This window comes from Helicobacter sp. MIT 01-3238, assembly GCF_003364135.1.
Taxonomy (GTDB): Bacteria; Campylobacterota; Campylobacteria; order Campylobacterales; family Helicobacteraceae; genus Helicobacter_B.
Genome location: NZ_NXLN01000001.1, coordinates 1 through 20167, shown reverse-complemented (window position 1 = coordinate 20167; position 20167 = coordinate 1). Strand labels below are relative to the sequence as shown.

Genomic DNA, 20167 nt, shown 5'->3' with positions numbered 1-20167 from the left:
TAGACTTTAATATTTATTAAGGAGAAATATAAATGAACAAAACCACGCATTTAAAGGCTTTAGAAGCTGAATCGATTTTCATTATCCGCGAAGTCATCGCGGAGTTTAGCAATCCTGCTATGCTGTATAGCATTGGCAAGGATAGCTCGGTGCTTTTGCATTTGATTCAAAAGGCGTTTTATCCCGCTATCCCGCCGTTTCCGCTGGTGCATGTGGATACGAAGTGGAAATTCCGCGAGATGATTGAGTTTCGCGACAAACGCGCTAAGGAAGTGGGTATGAATCTCATCGTATATAGCAACCCTGAGGGCGAAAAAATCAACATTTCGCCATTCACGCACGGAAGTGCTATGCACACGGACATTATGAAAACGCAAGGGCTAAAGCAAATGCTAGATTTATACAAGTTTGATGCGGTGTTTGGCGGGGCTAGGCGCGATGAGGAAAAGTCTCGGGCAAAAGAGCGCGTGTATTCATTCCGCGATGAAAATCACCGCTGGGACCCCAAAAATCAACGCCCCGAAGTGTGGAATCTCTACAACGGACGCCACAAAGAGGGCGAATCCATTCGCGTTTTTCCGCTTAGTAATTGGACGGAGCTAGATGTGTGGCAATATATTTTGCTAGAAAACATTCCCATTCCTAGCCTGTATTTCGCCAAAGAGCGGCTTGTAAGCGCGTATAAAGGCACAAAGATTCTAATTGATGATGAGCGCGTCCCCAAAGACATAGCCAAAAATGCGCGTAAAGAAATGGTGCGATTCCGCACACTTGGGTGCTATCCGCTTACAGGCGCGATTGAATCAAGTGCCGATTCACTAGAAAAAATCATTGAGGAATTACTCCTTGCAAATACGAGTGAGCGACAAGGACGGCTTATTGATAGCGATGAGGAATCAAGTATGGAAAAGAAAAAACAGGAGGGCTATTTTTAATGAAAAAACTTGAATTGCACGAATACCTAACCACGCACCAAAATAAGGAACTCTGCCGATTCATCACTTGCGGAAGCGTAGATGATGGTAAATCCACGCTTATCGGGCGATTGCTCTATGATTCAAAGGCGTTGTTTGAAGACCAGCTAAACGCGCTTGAAAAAGAGAGCGCAAAAATGGGCACACAAGGCGGTGGGCTAGACTTTGCGCTCTTAGTCGATGGGCTTTCAAGTGAGCGTGAGCAGGGCATTACCATTGATGTGGCGTATCGCTTTTTTACTACCAATAAGCGCAAATATATCATCGCCGATACGCCCGGACACGAGCAATACACGCGCAATATGGCGACAGGTGCTAGCACGGCGGATATTGCGGTGATTTTGCTTGATGCGCGCAAAGGTGTGCTTACCCAGAGCAAACGGCACTCTTATATTGTGAGTTTGCTTGGAATTAAGCATATAATCGTGGCTGTGAATAAAATGGATTTGATGGACTACTCACAGGAAGTTTTTGAAAATATTGTGCGCGATTACAAAGCGATTATCCCGCAACTTGCCTACAATAGCGACATTACATTTGACTTTATCCCAATTTCTGCGCTAAATGGAGAAAATATCTTGCATAAAAGCCAAAAAATCGCGTGGTATAAGGGGCAATCCCTAATGGAGATTTTAGATAATGCTAAGATTCACAGACAAAGCGGGGAAAATTTTATCTTACCCGTGCAGTATGTGAATCGTCCCAATCTTGACTACCGCGCGTTTTGTGGCAATATAGAAAGTGGCGAAATTAAAGTAGGCGATAATATAGTTGTTTTGCCCTCAAATAAGACAAGCAAAGTTAAGGCGATTGTCAGCCAAGAGATTGCGGATTTGGATTGCAAAAAGTTTGATAAAAAGGCTTTGGGCGCAGTAAAACACGCTGGATTCCCACAAAGCGTATCGCTTGTGCTAGAAGATGAGATTGACATAACGCGTGGTGATATAATCGCACAAAAGGGACATAGCCTTAGGCTTGGAAAATGCGTGGTAGCGGATATTGTGTGGTTTGATGAGGTGGCAATGGAGTTGCAATCTAGCTATGTCATCAAACGCGCAACCTCCACGCTAAAGGGCAGTGTGGAAAAAATCGTGTATAAAAAGGATATTAACGACTTTAGTGAGCACCCCGCGCACAATCTGCACCTAAATGATATAGCGCGGTGTGTGGTGAAATTTGATAGGGCTTTGGGGCTTGAATCTTATAACAATAACCGCGTGGCAGGGAGCTTTATCATCATCGATAAATACACAAATGCCACGCTTGGGGCAGGTATGATTGTAGAGGTGTTTGAGGGCTTTGAATCTGGCGCAAATAAGGCAGATTCAAAACGGACATACACACCACAAGAAATCGCGCTCAATGCCTATATCCGTGAATTTTACCCCGAATGGGAGTGCAGGGAAATCTAGGGGTAGTTATGCAAGAGTTGCCATTTTTAGTTTGCTTTGATAAAGTTTCTTTTGCTATAATCGCTCATACAAAACCTTAGGAGAATTGCCTTGTTAGCAGAATTTGAAGCGATAAAAAATCACTTTGATACGCTTAATTTTAATGCCGAGCATTTTGTAAATTCTAATGATATTTGCACTCCTATGGATTGTGTCAAAGAAATGCTTGATTCACTTCCCGATGAGTTTTGGCAAAGGCAAAATATCAAAGTGCTTGATTCGTGCTGTGGCAATGGCAATTTTCACGCTTATGCCGCGCTAAAAACTCCGCTTAAAAATCTCTATTTCAACGAAATAAATGAAAAACGCATAGCAAATCTAAAAGCCTATTTTGGCGAAAATATCAACCTTACCATAATGGATTTTTTGGATTTTATCGAAAACAAAGAATATGATTTAATCGTTTCAAACCCGCCTTATGCGAAATTTAACGATGGCAAGCGCGTCTCTAAAAATCACAACCTTTCACGCGCTTTTATCCAAAAATCCCTAAAGATTTTAAAAGAGGGTGGATATTTGCTTTTCATCGTGCCAAATAATTGGATGAGCTTTGCTGATAGAAATGACTTGCCTAGTGAGCTAAGCAAGTATCAATTTAGGATTTTAGACATTGGCGGGGCAAAAAAATATTTCCCCCAAGTTGGCTCATCTTTTACTTGGTTTTTGCTCCAAAAAGTGCCAAACAAAGAAGCATTTGAAGTGCGCAATCACTATGTGCTAAAAGACACACAATTTGTAAAAATCACGCCAAATCAGCGATTTATCCCGCTCTATCACTCACAAATCGTGCAAAATATCATCGATAAAACACTTAATAATACCTCGCTAGAAAAGTATCAGATTCAGACGAGCTCAAACTTGCATCGCTACACCAAGCGAGAGTGCATAAGCACCAAGCAGGATAAAACGCATATCTACAAACTTATCCACACGCCTAGCCAAGTGGTATATGCCACAAAGCCACATATCTACCAAGAGGGCTACAAAGTCTTTATCTCGCTTACCAATCAATACGGCACTTTTATCGATAACTGCGGAATGACACAATCTATCGCTTTTGTGCGCTGCGAAAATCTTGCGCAGGCAAAAAAAATCAAAGATGAACTTAATAAGCCAATCTATAAATTCCTAAATAATATCACGCGCTATGGGAATTTTAATAACATTAGAATCTTGCAACACTTCCCAAAATTTGGCACATTTGAACTAAGCGATGAGGAAAATGCAGTGATAGAATCATTTAACAAGGCGTATTATGGCAAAGCAAAAAAATAAAAACATAGTCCCACTAAAAAATATCGATGAACTTAATAGTGAGTGCAAATATGAGGATTTCGCATACAAAGAGCATTTTAGCCTTATTTGCAAGCTAAAGCCAAATAGCGACAAAGAAAAGCTAGAAATACAAATCATAGATGAGGCAAAATGCCAAGATAAAGGCTTTGTGTATGTGTTTGTCATTGAGGGCAAAATCTTTAAAATAGGGCAATCCATAAGCAACATAAAAGAGCGCGTGCAAAGCTATAATTGTGGCAAGACAGAATACCGCATAAATGGCACAAACTCCACGACAAACTACTTTGTCTTGCAAAGTCTGCTAAAAATCAACAAAGAAGTGTTTGTCTATGCGTTTTTCCCACCAAAGCCACGATATGAGATTTTTGGACAAGTGTTTGAGGACAGCTACCCACCAAGCAAAAAAGCTGAAAATATCATCATCACAGATTTTATCAAAAAGCACGGTAAAAAGCCTATCGGCTGCACACAGAGTTAAATTTATTTTTTGCGTGAAATATGCCAAACAAGAAATCCAATAAATTCTTTGAATCTACTCACGATTCGCGACAATCTTTTAGTCTGCCTATCGCGCTTACGCCTAAAAAGACGCTACTTATCGGTGCTGGGGCGGTGGCGTGGCAAAAGTTTAAAGTGTTGCAAGATTCGCAGTGGGAAGTTTGTGTGTGGGCGCGTGAGATTTGTGATAAGCGATTTGTGCCGTATTTCGCAGAATCTAATTGCACCGAATCGTCATTGCGAGGCAATTTACTACCATTTTGTCATACTGAGCGTAGCGAAGTATCCAAATCACGCGATTCTAAAATAAATAGTGAATCGATGAACCAAGAGCAAATCGATAAATCACACAAATTCACCCAAAGTCAGCAAATCACAAATAATTCCAAAGTCGCTAAAATGGATTCTTCGCTTTCTATGAAAGCTCAGAATGATGAATTTGTGGTGGATTGCCACGATTCGGCTAACGCCAAATCTCGCAATGACGAATCTAATAAAAACGCAAATTCCACAAATCACGCAACTTTCCACCTCATCACCCTAGATTCCACCACCGATTTGCAACTTTTAAAGCCCTTTGAGATTATCATCGATGCGAGTGGTGATGCGCAACTTGGCGCGTTTTTGCATAGTGTGCGTAAAGAGTGTGGGTTTTTGCTAAATGTCGTGGATACGCCAAATCTGTGTGATTTTTACTTTGGGAGCATTGTGAGGCGCGAGAATGTGAGCGTTATGGTTAGCACAAATGGCGCAAGTCCCATTCTCTCGCAAGTCCTGCGTGATAAGATTAGTGCGATTTTGCCAAAGGCACTTGGTGTGCTGTCCCACCGCCTTAAAAATCTGCGCCAAATCGCGTTACCAAAGGATAAAAAGGCAAAAGATTCCATTGCCAAAGAGTGCCAAAACACGCTTGGCAAGGTGCTTATCATCGGTTGCGGTCCTGGCGACTTTGAGCTACTCACGCTAAAAGCGTTAGAATCCTTTGCCCTGCTTGATATTGCGCTAGTGGATAATCTCATAGGCGCAGAGATTACCGCGCATATCAAGGGGCTTGGCGTGGAGTGCGTGAATGTCGGCAAACGCAAGAGCGAAGCGTCTTTCACGCAAGAGCAGATTAACGAGCTAATGTTGCACCACGCAAAAAATGGCAAAGTCGTAGGGCGACTAAAGGGTGGCGACCCCGTGATTTTTGGGCGTGTGTGGGAGGAGGCGAGTTTCTTACACGCGCACAATATCGAGGTGGAATATATCAGCGGGATTACTTCAAGCCTTTGCGGTGCGCTGTATAGCGGGGTTGCGCCGACATTGCGTGGCATTAGCTCGGGTGCGCTTATCGTCTCGGCACATTTGCGTGAGAGTGTTTTTCACACGCAGTGGTTAGAGTGGCTTAAAGATTCGCCCTACACCATAATAGTGCTTATGGCGCGTAGCTTTGCGGAACGCATTAAAGATGAGGCTTTGGCGCAGGGCATTAGCGAAAATCTCCCCGCAGCGTTTATCTCGCATATCTCACTGCCTAGCCAAAAATCAATCATCGGCACTTTGGGCGAATTACCCCAAATGGCGCAATCGTGCGAAAATCCAAGCATTTTAATTTTAGGTAAGGCGGTAGAGGAAAGCCTCAATATGCCCTTTATGGGTAAGCGAATCGTGCTAGATTCAATAAAAAAGAACCCACCCACTAGCCCTCACTAAAAGGGAGGGGACTTAAAGATAAGCAAATACCCTCGTGCTAAGGGAGGGGGAATTTGTGATGTTACCTGCCAAAAAGTCCTTATGTCATTTTACAAGCCCATTTACCCATCAATATATTACCCATCGATATAGTAGACTTTTTTATTAGACTTCTTTTGCTTCTTGGGCTTAGATTTTTTGGGTTTTTGGGTTGATTTGGTAGAGATGACATTGCCCTCTTTGTCTTTGACATAGTCAGTGCCACCAAACCAATACGCGTATTTGAAGTTTATGGTCGTAGTTACGCCGTTAAACTGCTGATTGTATTCCTTACTTTGCTTGTCTTTGACAAATTTATTTGCATAGAAAAGCCCATCATAGCCCAAACTTAGCTCGTGGTTTTTCTTTACCATCCAGATAAAATCAAGGCTTAGATTTCCATAAACTACGGGGAGGCTGATAGTGCCTTTGTCGCTAAATTGCCCGATAGTGAAAGTAGCTTCTTGATTGTTTAGGATATTATACTTTATGCCTATTTTGGTATTTAGACGAAATGTATTGCCAAATATTTTATAGTAGCGCAGGCTTAAGTCCACTTGTGGCAAATGCCAATAAATCCTATCATAAAATTCGCTCGCACCAAATGGCTTCAAAAACTTCATATCAAGCGTGGATAAAATATCATAGCTTATGCCAATCTCTGGTGCTACATAGCTATTGCGCTTAAACTGATAAAAGGTAATCCCGCCGTGCACCTCTGCTCCTGCGCTCCATAGAAGCGGGATAGATGAGGCTTTGGTATTTGATTGTATGGTGTTGTCTTGCCCGCTTGCTTGGAATGTAAATCGTGGCAAATCAACCCCGCCGCGAACGCTAGCCTTGATAAAACCCTCCCATACTTTTGAAGTGAAAGCAAAGGTTTTAAAATAGTTTAGTCCTGCTTGAAGTGAGTTTGTCTGCACTCGTGTGGGTGCTCCTACAAGTTGCGTATCAGTATTTACAAACTCATACCCCCAATAGCCACCAAAGATTCCCGCACCTTTTAGCAGATTTCGCTGAATCCCAAAAATCGCACCTCCAGCCCACTCTAGAGCAGATGAAGCACCAAGTCCTACGACACTATTTGCCCCATAAGGCAGTGCAAAAAGCCTCCAATCTTTGCGCCCACTGTAAGGGATAAAGATTGCATCTAGTTGGTCGATAAGCTCAAAATTGTTGTAGCCTTTGTCCAAATCCTGCCCTTTGCTTTGCTCTAAGGTTACCTTAGCGATTTTTTGACGCACTTTATCGAGATTGGAAGTGTTTTTGCGCTGAAGTTTTGAAAACTTCGTGCTACGATTTGTTAGCCTTGCCATATCGTATTGCAAAAGGCGCAACTCAACCTCGTGGGTATAGTATTTATCACTATGAAATGTCTTTGTTGTCATCGTATCTAGGATATTTTGCGTCATCGCATTTCTGCGCATATAGCTTAGGGCAAGTGCACGATACATACTCGCACCATAGCTTGTAGCGACATCTGCTTCTAGGCGAAATTTAGTCGCTTCTGCTTGGATATATTCATTTGTCCCCTCTAGTGAATTATTGGCATCATCTAGGGGGATAAGTTTGACACCGGGCTGTGGGCTTATGTGCTTAAATCTTAAATCCGCAGCAGGAGTAGTGCCACTTACCACAAGATTTTTTGTCTCATAGTAGTCCTCATCACTTTTTGGTGTAGGTGCATTTGCCCCGATACCGACATATATTGAGTAGTTGCCTATACCAGCAGTTGTTATGCTTTTAAATTTTATATGCTCTTTTGCGTTGGCTTTTGTAAGGTTATTCCACCCTTTGTTTGCACCACCTTCAGAGTCTATCTCGATACTTGCACTATATAGTAGAAGTGTATTTACTGCTGCGTCTATGTCGTTGCTTCCTAGATTTGGCTGAAACACCCAGCGGTTGCCGATAGAGAGCGTGCCGATAGTGCCTCCACCTGATATGCTACCCACATAAGAGCCATCGCCCCTGATAGTTAGACTTGTGATATTCCCAGAGCTATTTATGCTACCCACCCTTGAAGAATTGCTTAGAGATAGAGTCCCTATCGTGCCAGCATTTGTTAGCACTCCATTTATAGAACTATTATCTAGCGTCAAAGTAGAGATAGTCTTATTTACTTGATTGGTTAGATTTTCTATTCTTGCGTTATTGCTTAGGTTTAGCGTGGTGAGTGTGCCGTTTTGAGTAAGGGTATTGATAGAGCCACCATTTAGCGTGAGTGTGCCTATGCTAGAATTATTTGAAATGGTGTTTATAGAAGAGTTTGTGTTTAGAGTGAGTGTATTTATCGCTCCATTATTTAGAAGTGTCCCGCTTATGGAGCTACTATTTAGGGTTATGGTGTTTATGGTTTTGTTGGCACGATTGGTTAGATTCCCTAGCCTTGCGTTGCTATTTAGGTTTAGCGTGCCTAGAGAGGAAGTATTATCAATAGTATTTATCGTGCTGTTGTTGGCATTTAGCGTGCCTATGCCAGCATTTGAGATAGTGCCGACACTCGAGCCATTGCTTACATTTAGTATACCTATCCAATTCCCACTTAGACTAGTTATGCTAGAGCCGTTTATGGTGGTGTTGGAATTGCTTTGATTTACTTGTAGGTTGCCTATGTTTGAGCCATTGCTTACGCTTATGGTGTGTGTGGAGTTGCCACTTACATTTAGCGTGCCTATCCTAGACGCGCTCACAGATACGCTATTCCAATTCCCTACATTAAATCCTATGCTAAAAGTCGTGCTAGCAGAATTTACATTGTTAAAATTCACCGCCCTTGTGCCATTTGTAGCCCAGCTACCTGCATATCGTTGAAACGCGAAAAGTTTGCTTCCGCCATTTGTAGTGAGGTTGTTTAGATTTATGGTGACTATGCCTGATGAGATAGCGGGAGGATTGTATAAATCGCTTGCATTCATACTGCCCGAGCAGCTTATCGTCCAATAGTTTGCCTGCCCTGTGCTTGAGCAAGCAGCTGCTAGTATGTCTAGGGCTATTCCTGTAAATGCTACGCTTGCGATGAGAGATAGTGCTAGTTTGCGAGGTTTGTTTGGGTTGTTTGGGTTGTTTGCGTTGTCATTGTGTGCTGATTTTGCACTTAGGGCAGAATCTGTTTTTGAGATACTTATGGAATTTGTATTGCCTGCGGTTGTATTTTTGTCGTTGACAATCGCTGACTTTACTTGAAGTGCAGAAGTGGGACTTACCCACCCCCTAGCCCCCTCCGCAAGGGAGGGGGAATAAGTGAAATTACTACCTACAAGGGAAACACCTTTGTCATATTGAGGTTTCGTAGAAACCGAAATATCTCTATTAGATTTTACTTGAGATACTTCGCTTTGCCCAGTATGACAAATTAAGCGCGAACTACTCTCTCTCTCTCTCTCTCGTTTGGTTATCGTGCTATTGATGATAGAAACTTGTCTAATGCCCTGCTTCATTTTGACTCCTTAAAGATGACTGCCAAACATTACAAAATATAGAAAATCTCACTTTTTTGGCTACGCTGTATCGCAAGATTCTTTATTTAAGATTTTATTTGGCTTTGAAAAGACAAGCAAATCATAAGTAAATATTTCTTAAATCAATATTAAATAAAAATAAAAAGTCCCAAAAAATGAAAAAAAAAAAAAACGGCAAAATTTTGTTGATATTTTGCTAAAAAATTTTGGGTAGATTTTTTGGATTTTTTGGTGTATTTATCACAAAAATACTTAAAGTCTCCTCCCTTGCAAGTGCGGGCAAGCAAATTATTTCCCCCTCCCTTTGCGGAGGGGGACTAAGGGGGTGGGTTCTTTCGTCATTGCGAGATACTTTCCTGTCATTGTAAGCGAACGAAGTGGGCGTGGCAAAACAAGCGTAGCGCAGTTTCTTTAGTAAAACGAGCAAAGCGAAGTTTCTTTAGAAAGCCTTTGGCTTCTTTAGAAAACAAGCGTAGCGCAGTTTCTTTAGCAATCCAAATGTCATTTCGTCATTGCGAGCAAGTCGCAAGACTTGCGTGGCAATCTATATTTGTTTTTGTGGATTGCCACGGATTCCACGCTTTAGTGCGGAATCTCGCAATGACGATTGATTCTATGGATTTGTAGATTGCCACGAATCTGCCAACGCAGATTCTCGCAATGACGAAAGTGGCGTATTCGCTAGCGGTTGCTGTCCTTGCTTGAAGTTTAGGTTAGGAGCGAATGGCGTTGATGATTGTCTGCATTTTGGCAAAATCTTTCACTCCATTTGTTTCGATACCGCTTGAAATGTCAATGCAAAAAGGCTTTAGCGCGATTGCGCTTTGGATATTTTCTACATTTATCCCACCTGCTAGGAAAAAGCGCGTTTGAAATGCGCGTGTAAAATCTTGCGATTTGACAAGGCGTTGCGCCAAAGCATTCCAATCAAATGCTTTGCCACTCCCAGCATTTGGGCTATCTAGCAAGATAAAATCCGCCCCAATTTGCGCACTAGATTCAAAACTTTGCACCAAAGAGTGCGAATCGCTTACTTTTATCGCTTTGATAATGGGCGCGACTTTGCCTAAATCGCTTTGCATACACTCTTTTAACGCGCTGATATAGGCACTATTTTCATTTCCGTGCAACTGCACCACATCTATAATGCCCTCACTCAAAGCCTCGCAAACGCGCTCCACAGGGCTATCTACAAACACGCCCACCGCTTGAATCCCCGAATCTAGACGCGATTTTAGGGCTTTAGCAAGGGCAAAATCCACAAATCGCTTTGAATGCTCCACAAAGATAAAGCCGATAAAATCGGGCTTTAGCGCATTTGCATAATCAATATCACACTCCCTAAAAAGCCCACAAAATTTGATTTTCAACACAAATGATTCCTTTGCATATTTGTGTGTTTCATATTCATAGATTCACGCCTTTGAGTGCGTTTAGGGCGTTGGTTTTGTCTTTTTCGCGCATTAGCGTTTCGCCGATGAGAGCGGCATTTATGCCACTTGATTGCAAAAGGGCTATGTCGCTATGCGTGGCGATTCCTGATTCGGAGACAAAGATTCTATCCTTTGGCACGAGCTTTTTTAGCCTCACACTTGTTTGCAAATCCACTTTGAAATCGCGCAAATCGCGGTTATTTACGCCGATAAGTCGCGCGTTTGTGTTTAGCGCGTTTTGCAGGGCGGATTCGCTATGAGACTCCACTAGCACACTTAAGCCTAAAGAGTGCGCTATGTCGCAAAATTCGCGCATTTCATCACACTCCAAAATCTCGCTAATAAGTAGCACACAATCCGCGCCAAGCACCTTTGCCTGATAAATCATATACGAATCGATGATGAAATCCTTGCGCAAAATAGGGATTTTCACGCGTTTTGCAATCTCGCTTAGATACGAATCCGCGCCACAGAAAAACTCTGGCTCGGTGAGGCAGGAGATGCAATCCGCCCCCGCGCGTTCATAATCAAGCGCGATTTGCAAGTAGGGGAAGTCGTGCGCGATAATGCCCTTTGATGGCGAAGCTTTTTTCACCTCGCAAATAAAGCGCATTTGTGGGGCTAAATCGCTTGAATCGTGCGCTGAATCTAGTTTAGATTTTGGTTGTGAATCGCTATTTTGTGCCAAATCTTGTGCTGAATCTAGCTTTGATTCGCGTGAATCTAATGCCTTTTCAAACGCAAATGGCGGCTTGATAAATGGCGATTTCATCGGCGAATCGACATTAGATTTGCCACTTGATTTTGTGCTAGATTCGCCACTTGATTCAACCTGAATCTTATAAAGATTTTCCGCCTTTTCTCGCATTGCATTAAAAGAAATCTGCGCTTTATCACGCTCCACACGCGCTTTAGTTGATTTGACAATTTTTTGTAAAATATCCAAATTTTTATCCTAACTTTAAAATTACTTCCCCTTTATAAAAGCACAAAAAAAACACAACACAAAATCTTAGCTATGCCCAAAAATACCATTTCTAAGGGCTTACTTGCTTTTGATGATTAGCTCCTCTAGTTTTGCGCTTGCCTTGCCACTCTCTATTAGGCTTTCAGCGAGCTTTACGCCCTCTTTTATCGTGCTTGCTTTGCCTGCTAGATATAGCCCTGCACCTGCGTTTAGGCAGGAGATTTTGGCTTTTGCTCCCTTTTCTTTCCCGCTTAAAATATCTCTTATGATTTGGGCGTTTTCTTTTGCTTCGCCACCTTTTAGCGAGGATTTGTCGCACACTTCATAGTCAAAATCCTGTGGCGAAATCGTGTAGGTATCGATTTTGTCGCCATTTACTTCATAGATTTGTGTAGGTGCGCTTAGTGAGATTTCATCGAGTTTGTCTAATCCATAGACTACAAGTGCCCGTTTTATCCCTAGATTTTGCAGCACCTTTGCCATAGGGGCTAGTAGTCTTTGCTCATAGACGCCCATTATTTCCATTTGTGGATTTGCAGGATTGCATAGCGGTCCTATGATGTTAAAAATCGTGCGGATTGCTAGCTCTTTGCGCACAGGGGCGACATTTTTCATCGCGCTATGATAGTTTTGGGCAAACAAAAAGCACATTCCCACTTCATCTATGAGTGCTTTTGCCCTCTCTCTTGGTAGTGAAATATTTACCCCCAATGCTTCAAACACATCAGCTGCGCCACATTTTGATGAAAATGCTCTATTGCCGTGTTTGGCGACTTTGACGCCACCTGAAGCGATGATAAACGAAGCGGTGGAAGAGATATTGAAAGAATGTGAGCCATCGCCACCTGTGCCTACGATTTCTAGCACTTCGCCACATTCTATATGCTCGCAATGCTCCCTTAGAGAGCGCACGCTAGCAGTGATTTCATCGATACTTTCTCCTTTGCAGGCTAGGGCGGTTAGAAACGCTGCGATTTGCACATCGCTTACCTTTCCGTCCATTATGGCGTCCATCGTGGTTTTTGCTTGTTTGGAGCTTAGATTTTCTTTGCGAGTGAGTGAGTGGATAGTGTCAGTTATCATTAGTTCCCCTTTTTGTTTGGTTTATTTACGCTAGTTAGGACTTTTGGAGTGGATTTTTAGCACTCTTAGCCAATCTGTGCTAAAAAGTTTTTTATTATTTGATTGCCTAGTGGAGTTAGGATTGACTCTGGGTGGAATTGCACACCAAAGGTTTTATACTGCTTATGTGCGATAGCCATTATGGTGTTTTCATCTATATTTTCTTGCAAATGCTGTTCCCTAGATTTTGCAAGTTTTGTGGATTTTGTAGATTTTGTGTGGTTGGTGGATTTTGAGATATTTTTGCTACTTACGCGTGCGATGATTTCTAGGCAGGAGGGTAGCTCATCTTCGATAATCGCCAAAGAATGATAGCGAGCCACCTCAAAAAATCGTGGCATAGAATCAAAAAGTGGGGAATCTTGACTTGCTTCTATGAGCGAGCTTTTTCCGTGCATAATCTTTGGGGCATAGCTTACCTTTCCGCCAAATGACTCACAAATCGCTTGATGCCCTAGACACACCCCAAGTATAGGAATCTGCGGGGCAAAGTGAAAAATGGCTTCTATGCAGATTCCCGCGTCTTTTGGGGCTTTTGGACCCGGGGATATGATAAGTCCTTTTGGTTTTAACTTGGCTATTTGGGGAATAGTGCACTCATCGTTTCGCACTACTTGTATCTGTGGGTAAAATTGCGCAATTTGCTGGTAGAGATTGTATGAGAAGCTATCGTAATTATCAATTAGCACTAGCATTTGATTCCTTATTTGTGTTTTTGCTTGTGGATTTTATAAGATTCTCTTAGATTTGCTTGCGAAAATCTATGTAGCAAATTTTGTGGACAGATTTTTGGGTTAGATTTTTGCACACAAGTTTCTAGTCAAGTTTTTTTTTACGCAGATTTTTACTCTTTGATTTTTGCTGGTTTTATGAGTTTGTCGCCTTTGTAGATTCCTAGTAGCTCATATTCGCCGCCTTTAAGTAACAAAATCACGGGATATTCCTCATAAGTCCCTTGCTCCATACCCGGACTTCCTTGAGGCATACCGGGCGCAGATATGCCAATGGCTTCTTGTGGCTTATGCTCTAGTAGCCACTCAAGCGCACCAAGTGGGATATGCCCCTCAAGCGCGTAGCTTTGGTTAGCACTTGTGATTATTCCTGTGTGGCAGCTTTGGTAAGCGGGCTTTATGTTGTATTGCTCTTTGATTTTGTAAAAATCCGTGCTTTTATGCACTTCTAGTTTGTAGCCTTTGGACTTCATATATTCTACCCATTTATCACAGCACCCACAAGTAGGGCTTTCAAAGACTTTGATAAATTTGCTTTGGTTTGCGCTATTTGGATTTGCGCTATTTGCACTTAAGCAAGTCGCAAGTAATGCAAATGTCATAATAGAAGCTAAGAATCTCATTTTACACTCCTTTTAAGTGGTTTTATTGGCTTAGATTTTTGATTTGCTCATCTTTTGTTTTATGTCTTTTTGGCGCATTTTGTGAGGCGATTTGCAAGGCATTTATCACAGCTTTTGCTTTGTTTTGCGTTTCGATAAACTCCTTTTCCCCATCACTATCATAGACGATTCCAGCACCCGAGCGCACGCTAACTTCATCGCCTTGCTTTACAACTAGGCGAATCCCTATGCACATATCCATATTTCCGCTAAAGTCAAGGTAGCCTATCGCCCCGCCATATATGCCACGATTTATCCCCTCTAGCTCGTGAATGATTTCGCACGCGCGGATTTTGGGAGCACCAGAGAGAGTGCCAGCGGGAAATATGCTATCAAGCGCGTTAAAAGCGTCTTTGTCATCACGCAGGATTCCGCTTACGCGTGAGGAAATGTGCATAATGTGTGAATAGCGGACAATGTTTTGGTATTGCTCGACTTTCACGCTCCCTACTTTTGCCACCCTGCCTATGTCGTTTCGCCCCAAATCCACAAGCATATTGTGCTCGCTTAGCTCTTTTTCATCGCTAAGGAGTTCTTTTGCTAGATTTTCATCTTGGATAGGGGTGCTACCTCGAGGGCGAGAACCTGCAAGCGGGTAGGTGTAGATAGTGCCATTTTGGAGCTTTAGTAGCGTTTCGGGGGAAGCCCCTGCAATTTCCAAATCACTACTTGTGAGGTAAAACATATAGGGCGATGGATTGCTAGTGCGCAATACTCGATAGACATCAAAAAGCGAGCCACTTGCCTTTGCGTGCAGAGGGTTTGAGAGGACTACTTGGAAAATATCCCCCTCCTTTATGTAGTGCTTTGCTTTATCTACGATAGCGCAAAATTCGGCTTTGTCATAGTGGCTTTTTAGCGGGGAATCTAGCCTAAATCCTTGCAGAGATTTGGCAAAAGCATTTGGCAGGCTTGAAGCGATAGTGCAGGGAGGAGGGGTAGGGATTTTATCTTGCGCAGTTTGATTGCTCTGCGTGGTTTGCTGACTAGTTTGTGGATTTTGCGATAGGGACTGCTCTTTTGAGATTTTCTCTTTAGTTGATGAGCTAGATAGATTTTGGCATAGTATTTCTTCTATGGATTCTAGTTTTTTGATTCCTTGTATGTAGGCGTTTTTTAGGCTATCAGTGGGATTTTTGTTTTTGTCCAAATCTATATTTGTCAGCAAGAGGAGTTTTTGAGCGAGATTATCAAAGATGATAAGGCTATCAAAAAGCATAAACTCAATATCTTTTGTTTGCGTTGGATTTCGCTCTTTAGCGTGGCTTGTGAAATTTATCATAGATTTTTGTGTCTTGGCAAAATCTAGCTTCTCCTCAATAAGCCCTATATACTCATAGGCAAAATACCCCACAAGCCCACCACTAAAAGAGGGGATATTTTCTATGCCATATTGCGCTAGATTGGGGCTTTTGTATAGCTTTAGCACTTCGCGCAAAATCTCTTTTGGATTTGCTTGAAATTCTATGGTGTTTGATTGCGCGTGGTGCTTGGATACTTTTTTGCCAAATCTTGCCAAATCAAGCAATTTTTGCTCGTTTGATTCTAGTCGCACCACACCATTAGAATAGCTGATATGCGCACTTGGCTCAAAGCCCAAAAAGCTATACCGCCCCCACTGCTTCCTATCCTGCATAGATTCTAGCAAAAAGGAGTTTTGCGAGCGGGATTTCAGCAGTGCTATCGCCATAATGGGCGTGATAAAATCCGCATATAGCTCTTTGTAGATTGGCAGTTTTTTGCATTCTTTGGGGATTTGTGGCAAGATTTTGTGCAGAGTATCAAGGGTAGGGCAGATAGTGTCAAAAATAATAGAATCATCTAAAAAGCTGGGGGCGTCTGCAATAGTGGAGGCATTGGCATTTGAAGTGTTTGTGGCTTCAAAAAAGGAGTGTGGCATTTAGATTCCTTAAGTTTGCAAAAAGGATTTTGGAAATTTTTGTGTGGATTTTGATATTTTTGTATTTTTTGCTAAGGATTTTTGTTTTTGAGTATTTTTTTGATTTTTGCACATCTAAAAACATAAGTTGGGATTTTAGCACAAAAGGTTTAATCTCTTTGGTATATTTTATACGAAACAATGTTTTTACATAAGGCGTGGAAATAAAAAAATCATTGAAAATTATAGTTTTCATAAGTAAAGATTATATAAAAAAACAGAATCTAACACGCAGGAATATTGTGAAATGATAATCTGCGGTGTTAGATTCTGTCAAACCTAAACTCTAAAGAAAAACAAGAACCAATGAAAATCGTAAAACTTGCAGGTTTAGGTTTGTTATAAAAAGATTTCACAAAAAGGCAAAATCAAAAAGTAACAAAACCTACCCTAGTCTCACAAACCTTATATCCCTTTTTACATTTTACAAACTCGCCTCATTTCACATTTTGGGACAGCTTGCACTCCATTTTCTAAAAAACCGAAAGTTTTACCTGTCTTTGATTTTTAGCGTTTCTATAAGTTTGGCGTAGGTCTCGTATTTGGTGTTTTTTAGGTATCGTAGCAAATGCTTGCGTTTGCCTACGAGCTTTAGCAGTCCCAATCGACTAGAGTGGTCTTTTGGGTTTTCCTTTAGGTGCTGTGTGAGTGATGAAATGCGCTCACTTAGCAAAGCCACTTGCACTTCTGAAGAGCCTGTATCTTTACTATCTCGCGCAAATTTGCCGATAATCTCGCTCTTTTTCGCCGTATCCAAAGCCATAACTGACCTCCTGATTGGTATGAAATAAAGGCGTGATTTTACACAAAAAAGACATAAAATAAGTTTAATTTTGCTTAAATTTTGCCCTTTTTAGACAAATCAAAGCAGAAAAACAAACACACAAAGCATATAATTATCAGCGCATTGCCACAAAAATTCTGCGAACTTGCCTTATTAAAATAAAAAAATACTATCTAAAAACATTTCTTAGCTTGCGCGGATTTTTGTATGGCTTTTTGCGCGGATTTTTGGATTTTCTGTATAGTTTTTTGGCTTCATCTAGCACTTGCATTGTTTCCTCCCATTTTTGCTTGTGCTCTATCGCCTCTCTTATCGCTTTCTCGCGCTTGCTAGGTGGATATTGCCTATCCCACAAGTGCATAATGTATTCCTCATCATCTGTTAGCTTTATGCCGTATTTTTTACTCATATATAGATATGTCCGCGCTATCCACCCGCGCGAATATTCCGCAGGATAAAACTTCGCCTCTGCAAAATTGCTATACACTCTACACGCGCCATATTGGCTAAATTCTAGCTCGCTTGGAGGGATAGCATACTCAAAGTCGCGTCTGTCGCGATTTATCTCATCAATAGCAGGCACAAGATTGTGCAAATCCCCCTCCATTTGTCGAAACAATGCGTCTTTTTGGCAGGACTTTCGCGAGCTTTGAGTGGTTTTTGCGGTTTTCGCAGAATTTGAAGTTTTCGCAGATTTTGCATTTTTTGGCAAGTTTTTGTTATTTTTGCTTTGGTTATCTTGCCAGCATTTTAGCTCGCTACCGAAGCGATGTGCGGGCATTATATGCTCCCACTCGATATATTGCACTTTTTTAGATGAGATTCTAGGTGTGTATTTTTGGCTTGGTAGGATTTCTAGGCGATTGTCTTTGGGGATAAATGGTGCTTGACAATAAAAATCCTCCCAAGCCCCCTCCCCTAAGTCTAGATATATCTGCTTTAGCGTGGCTTTTGCATTGGCGAAGTTTCGCACTTTTGCAAACGCACTAACACTAAGCAAGCAACACAAAAGCGCGTATACAGCAAGTCTAGCCAAGATTTTATCCAAATCCTTATTTGCCACTTGATTTGCTACTGCCAAAATCCGCTTATAAAGCCCATAAAGTCATCTAATAAGCCACATATAGCCAAACTTTTAAGCCAACTTTTAATACCAACTATCTCCTAGCTTTCGCTTCTAGTCGCTTTTTGCTAGGATAGACAAAAAAGCTCTCTCTCTCCACAGAGATTTCATCATTATCCACCGCATAGGCTCGTATGATGAGTTTTTCGCGCAAATCTTTTGATTCCAGTGCGCTATCTAGCGGATTTTGCACGCGCAAAGCCACAGCTTTTTTTACCTTGCCATTTGGCTCTACTCTCACAGGCTCGCTAGGCTCTAAAATCCTTATATCATCATTCCCCACCACCTCGAAGTAAAAATCGTGTGGCTCTATGTCGGTGTTTTGGAAAAGGAAAGTATAGTAGTTATCCACCGCGCCACTTTTGCGGATTTCATAGGCTTGGGTGTTTCTATCGACATTTAGTAGCATTGGCTCTTTTTTGCCACTCATAGCGATAAGTATGGCAAATATCACACACAGCACGGCGATATAGCCGATAGTCTTAAGCCTAAAAAAGCGCACCTTACTACGCGTAGCGATTGCGTTTGGAGAGCTCCACTGCACGAGGCTTGGGCGATTGTAGTGAGCCATTACTTCGCTGCACGCATCGACACATTCTAGGCAGTTTATGCACTCTAGCTGCATTCCCTTGCGTATGTCTATGTGTGTGGGGCAGACTTTTACGCATGCTACGCAGTTTGTGCACTCATTTGCTGGATTTTGCTTTTTGGGTGCTAGCTCGTTTTTTGCGCCATTTGGTGCATACACTGCCCCACCACGACTAGAATCATAAATCGCCATAAGCGTATCATCATCATACATCACCGACTGCACGCGCGCATAAGGACAAGCATAGATACAAAAAGCCTCCGCCATAAGTGTAACATCTAAAGTCAAAAAAGCTGCTATCGCTAGCCAAGAGCCAACTGCGATGGTGTGGTTTGACGCATCGGCTATATAGCCAAAAAACTCACTTGGTGGCATAAACAAAAACAAAAAGTCCGCCGCCACTACAAGAGATAAGCACGCAAATATAACCACACCCAATGCCTTTTTTAGCTTATTTGAAAACAAACTAAAATCAGGCTTTTTTTGCTTATCGCTGATACGCTTGCGAAGTCCCAAAATCTTTGTCTCTATCAAGTCGCGATATATCACGCGGAAAATCGTCTGCGGACAGCACCACCCGCACCATACGCGACCCCCCAAAGTCGTCATAAAAAATATCCCTACAAAAAGCATTATCAACAAAAACGGCATAAGATAAAGCTCCTGCACGCTAAACACCACACCCAAAAGGTGCAACTCTTTATGCACAAATGAGAGCAAAAAAAGCTGATGTCCATTTATAGTGATAAATGGCAAAATCAATGCTAGTGTAGTGATAAGCGCGTAGCCGATATAGCGTTTTTTGCGCTTTGGCAGGGAGCTAGAGCTAGTAGAGTGGCTAGGGGATTTAGTCTGCATACTCAAATGCCCTGAAAGAGTGTCTATGGAGTTTGGTGGGAGAGTAGTAGTGCTTGGGCTTTGTGAAGTGCTTTGATTTTGTAGATTTTGTTGTGTGGTGTTTTGTGGATTTTGTGCTGTTTGTGAGACGGCGGGATTTTGTGAAGTGGGATTTTGTGGATTTTGCGCTTCCATTTGCATTCTCCTTAGGATTTCTCTTTAGCTGTTGTGAAATGTCGAAGTGTTTGTGATAAAGGGTTTGGCTTGGCTATCTAGACAAATTCTGCACATAAAATTGCACAAAATGCCAAACGCCCTAGCCTAAAACAGAAGCGATTATATAACTTTAATTTCCAAAAAGCAATGTTTTTTGAGAAAATTTTGAGTAAAAATTTTTGACAAAAATACTAGCAAAACAAAGGTAAAAAATGTTTTTAAGATTTATTCATTTAGCAAGGAGAGTTGTCTTTATTTGTCATATTGAGTGCAAGCGAAATATCTCAATGCGGATTTGTCATATTGTGAGCTTTTGCAAAAAGCGAAATATCCAAAAAAGCACTTCTTGTAAATTTACATTTTTTTTTTTT

At 41.8% G+C, this 20167-nt stretch carries 16 protein-coding genes; 6 read left to right on the top strand and 10 right to left on the bottom strand.

Annotated elements, in window-relative coordinates; translation table 11 throughout:
- Nucleotides 1-32 precede the first annotated feature (32 nt).
- From cysD to cobA, 5 genes are all read left to right on the top strand, one after another.
- Nucleotides 33-935 carry a sulfate adenylyltransferase subunit CysD gene (gene cysD / locus CQA40_RS00080; protein WP_115518969.1) on the top strand — a complete coding sequence of 301 codons (903 nt, stop codon included), beginning with the start codon at nucleotides 33-35 and terminating at the stop codon, nucleotides 933-935.
- The gene (cysN, locus tag CQA40_RS00075) at nucleotides 935-2386 is read left to right on the top strand and encodes a sulfate adenylyltransferase subunit CysN (RefSeq protein WP_115518968.1); all 1452 of its coding nucleotides are present in this window, start codon (nucleotides 935-937) and stop codon (nucleotides 2384-2386) included. The genes cysD and cysN overlap by 1 nt, the downstream gene beginning before the upstream one ends.
- A gap of 90 nt (nucleotides 2387-2476) precedes the next feature.
- Entirely contained in the window at nucleotides 2477-3700 is a 1224-nt protein-coding gene (locus tag CQA40_RS00070) for a class I SAM-dependent methyltransferase (RefSeq protein ID WP_258864397.1), read from the top strand.
- Nucleotides 3681-4199 (top strand): GIY-YIG nuclease family protein, encoded by a 519-nt coding sequence (locus CQA40_RS00065; RefSeq protein ID WP_181882769.1) that lies wholly within the window; start codon nucleotides 3681-3683, stop codon nucleotides 4197-4199. Before CQA40_RS00070 ends, CQA40_RS00065 begins: the two co-directional genes overlap by 20 nt.
- A 20-nt stretch (nucleotides 4200-4219) precedes the next feature.
- On the top strand, nucleotides 4220-5914 hold the full coding sequence (gene cobA, locus CQA40_RS00060) for a uroporphyrinogen-III C-methyltransferase (RefSeq protein WP_115518967.1): 1695 nt from the start codon (nucleotides 4220-4222) through the stop codon (nucleotides 5912-5914).
- Between the two features lie 116 nt (nucleotides 5915-6030).
- Here cobA and CQA40_RS00055 read toward each other — a convergent pair whose 3' ends face one another.
- The gene (locus tag CQA40_RS00055) at nucleotides 6031-9372 is read right to left on the bottom strand and encodes a hypothetical protein (RefSeq protein ID WP_115518966.1); all 3342 of its coding nucleotides are present in this window, start codon (nucleotides 9370-9372) and stop codon (nucleotides 6031-6033) included.
- A 471-nt stretch (nucleotides 9373-9843) separates the two neighbouring features.
- Between CQA40_RS00055 and CQA40_RS10935 the strand changes: the two genes are divergently transcribed.
- A complete protein-coding gene (locus CQA40_RS10935) occupies nucleotides 9844-10020 on the top strand; it encodes a hypothetical protein (protein ID WP_181882768.1) in 177 nt (58 codons plus the stop codon).
- Between the two features lie 86 nt (nucleotides 10021-10106).
- Here the strand turns inward: CQA40_RS10935 and CQA40_RS00050 are convergent, their stop codons facing one another.
- The 9 genes from CQA40_RS00050 to ccoG form a co-directional block, all read right to left on the bottom strand.
- Entirely contained in the window at nucleotides 10107-10766 is a 660-nt protein-coding gene (locus CQA40_RS00050) for a phosphoribosylanthranilate isomerase (RefSeq protein ID WP_220271883.1), read from the bottom strand.
- 34 nt (nucleotides 10767-10800) lie between these two features.
- Nucleotides 10801-11772 carry an indole-3-glycerol phosphate synthase TrpC gene (gene trpC, locus CQA40_RS00045; RefSeq protein WP_220271882.1) on the bottom strand — a complete coding sequence of 324 codons (972 nt, stop codon included), beginning with the start codon at nucleotides 11770-11772 and terminating at the stop codon, nucleotides 10801-10803.
- Between the two features lie 99 nt (nucleotides 11773-11871).
- A complete protein-coding gene (gene trpD / locus CQA40_RS00040; protein ID WP_115518965.1) occupies nucleotides 11872-12876 on the bottom strand; it encodes an anthranilate phosphoribosyltransferase in 1005 nt (334 codons plus the stop codon).
- 65 nt (nucleotides 12877-12941) lie between these two features.
- On the bottom strand, nucleotides 12942-13610 hold the full coding sequence (locus tag CQA40_RS00035) for an aminodeoxychorismate/anthranilate synthase component II (RefSeq protein WP_115518964.1): 669 nt from the start codon (nucleotides 13608-13610) through the stop codon (nucleotides 12942-12944).
- A 149-nt stretch (nucleotides 13611-13759) separates the two neighbouring features.
- Complete coding sequence (locus CQA40_RS00030) at nucleotides 13760-14269, bottom strand: DUF411 domain-containing protein (protein WP_258864396.1); 510 nt, start codon at nucleotides 14267-14269, stop codon at nucleotides 13760-13762.
- 22 nt (nucleotides 14270-14291) lie between these two features.
- Nucleotides 14292-16208, bottom strand: a complete 1917-nt coding sequence (locus CQA40_RS00025; RefSeq protein ID WP_115518963.1) for an anthranilate synthase component I family protein — start codon at nucleotides 16206-16208, stop codon at nucleotides 14292-14294.
- Nucleotides 16209-16737: 529 nt separating this feature from the next.
- Nucleotides 16738-17010, bottom strand: a complete 273-nt coding sequence (rpsO, locus tag CQA40_RS00015; RefSeq protein WP_023927732.1) for a 30S ribosomal protein S15 — start codon at nucleotides 17008-17010, stop codon at nucleotides 16738-16740.
- Between the two features lie 190 nt (nucleotides 17011-17200).
- Complete coding sequence (locus tag CQA40_RS00010) at nucleotides 17201-18112, bottom strand: endonuclease (protein WP_258864395.1); 912 nt, start codon at nucleotides 18110-18112, stop codon at nucleotides 17201-17203.
- A 76-nt stretch (nucleotides 18113-18188) separates the two neighbouring features.
- Nucleotides 18189-19601: a cytochrome c oxidase accessory protein CcoG gene (gene ccoG / locus CQA40_RS00005; protein ID WP_115519117.1), complete on the bottom strand. Its 1413-nt coding sequence runs from the start codon at nucleotides 19599-19601 to the stop codon at nucleotides 18189-18191.
- Between the last annotated feature and the right edge of the window lie 566 nt (nucleotides 19602-20167).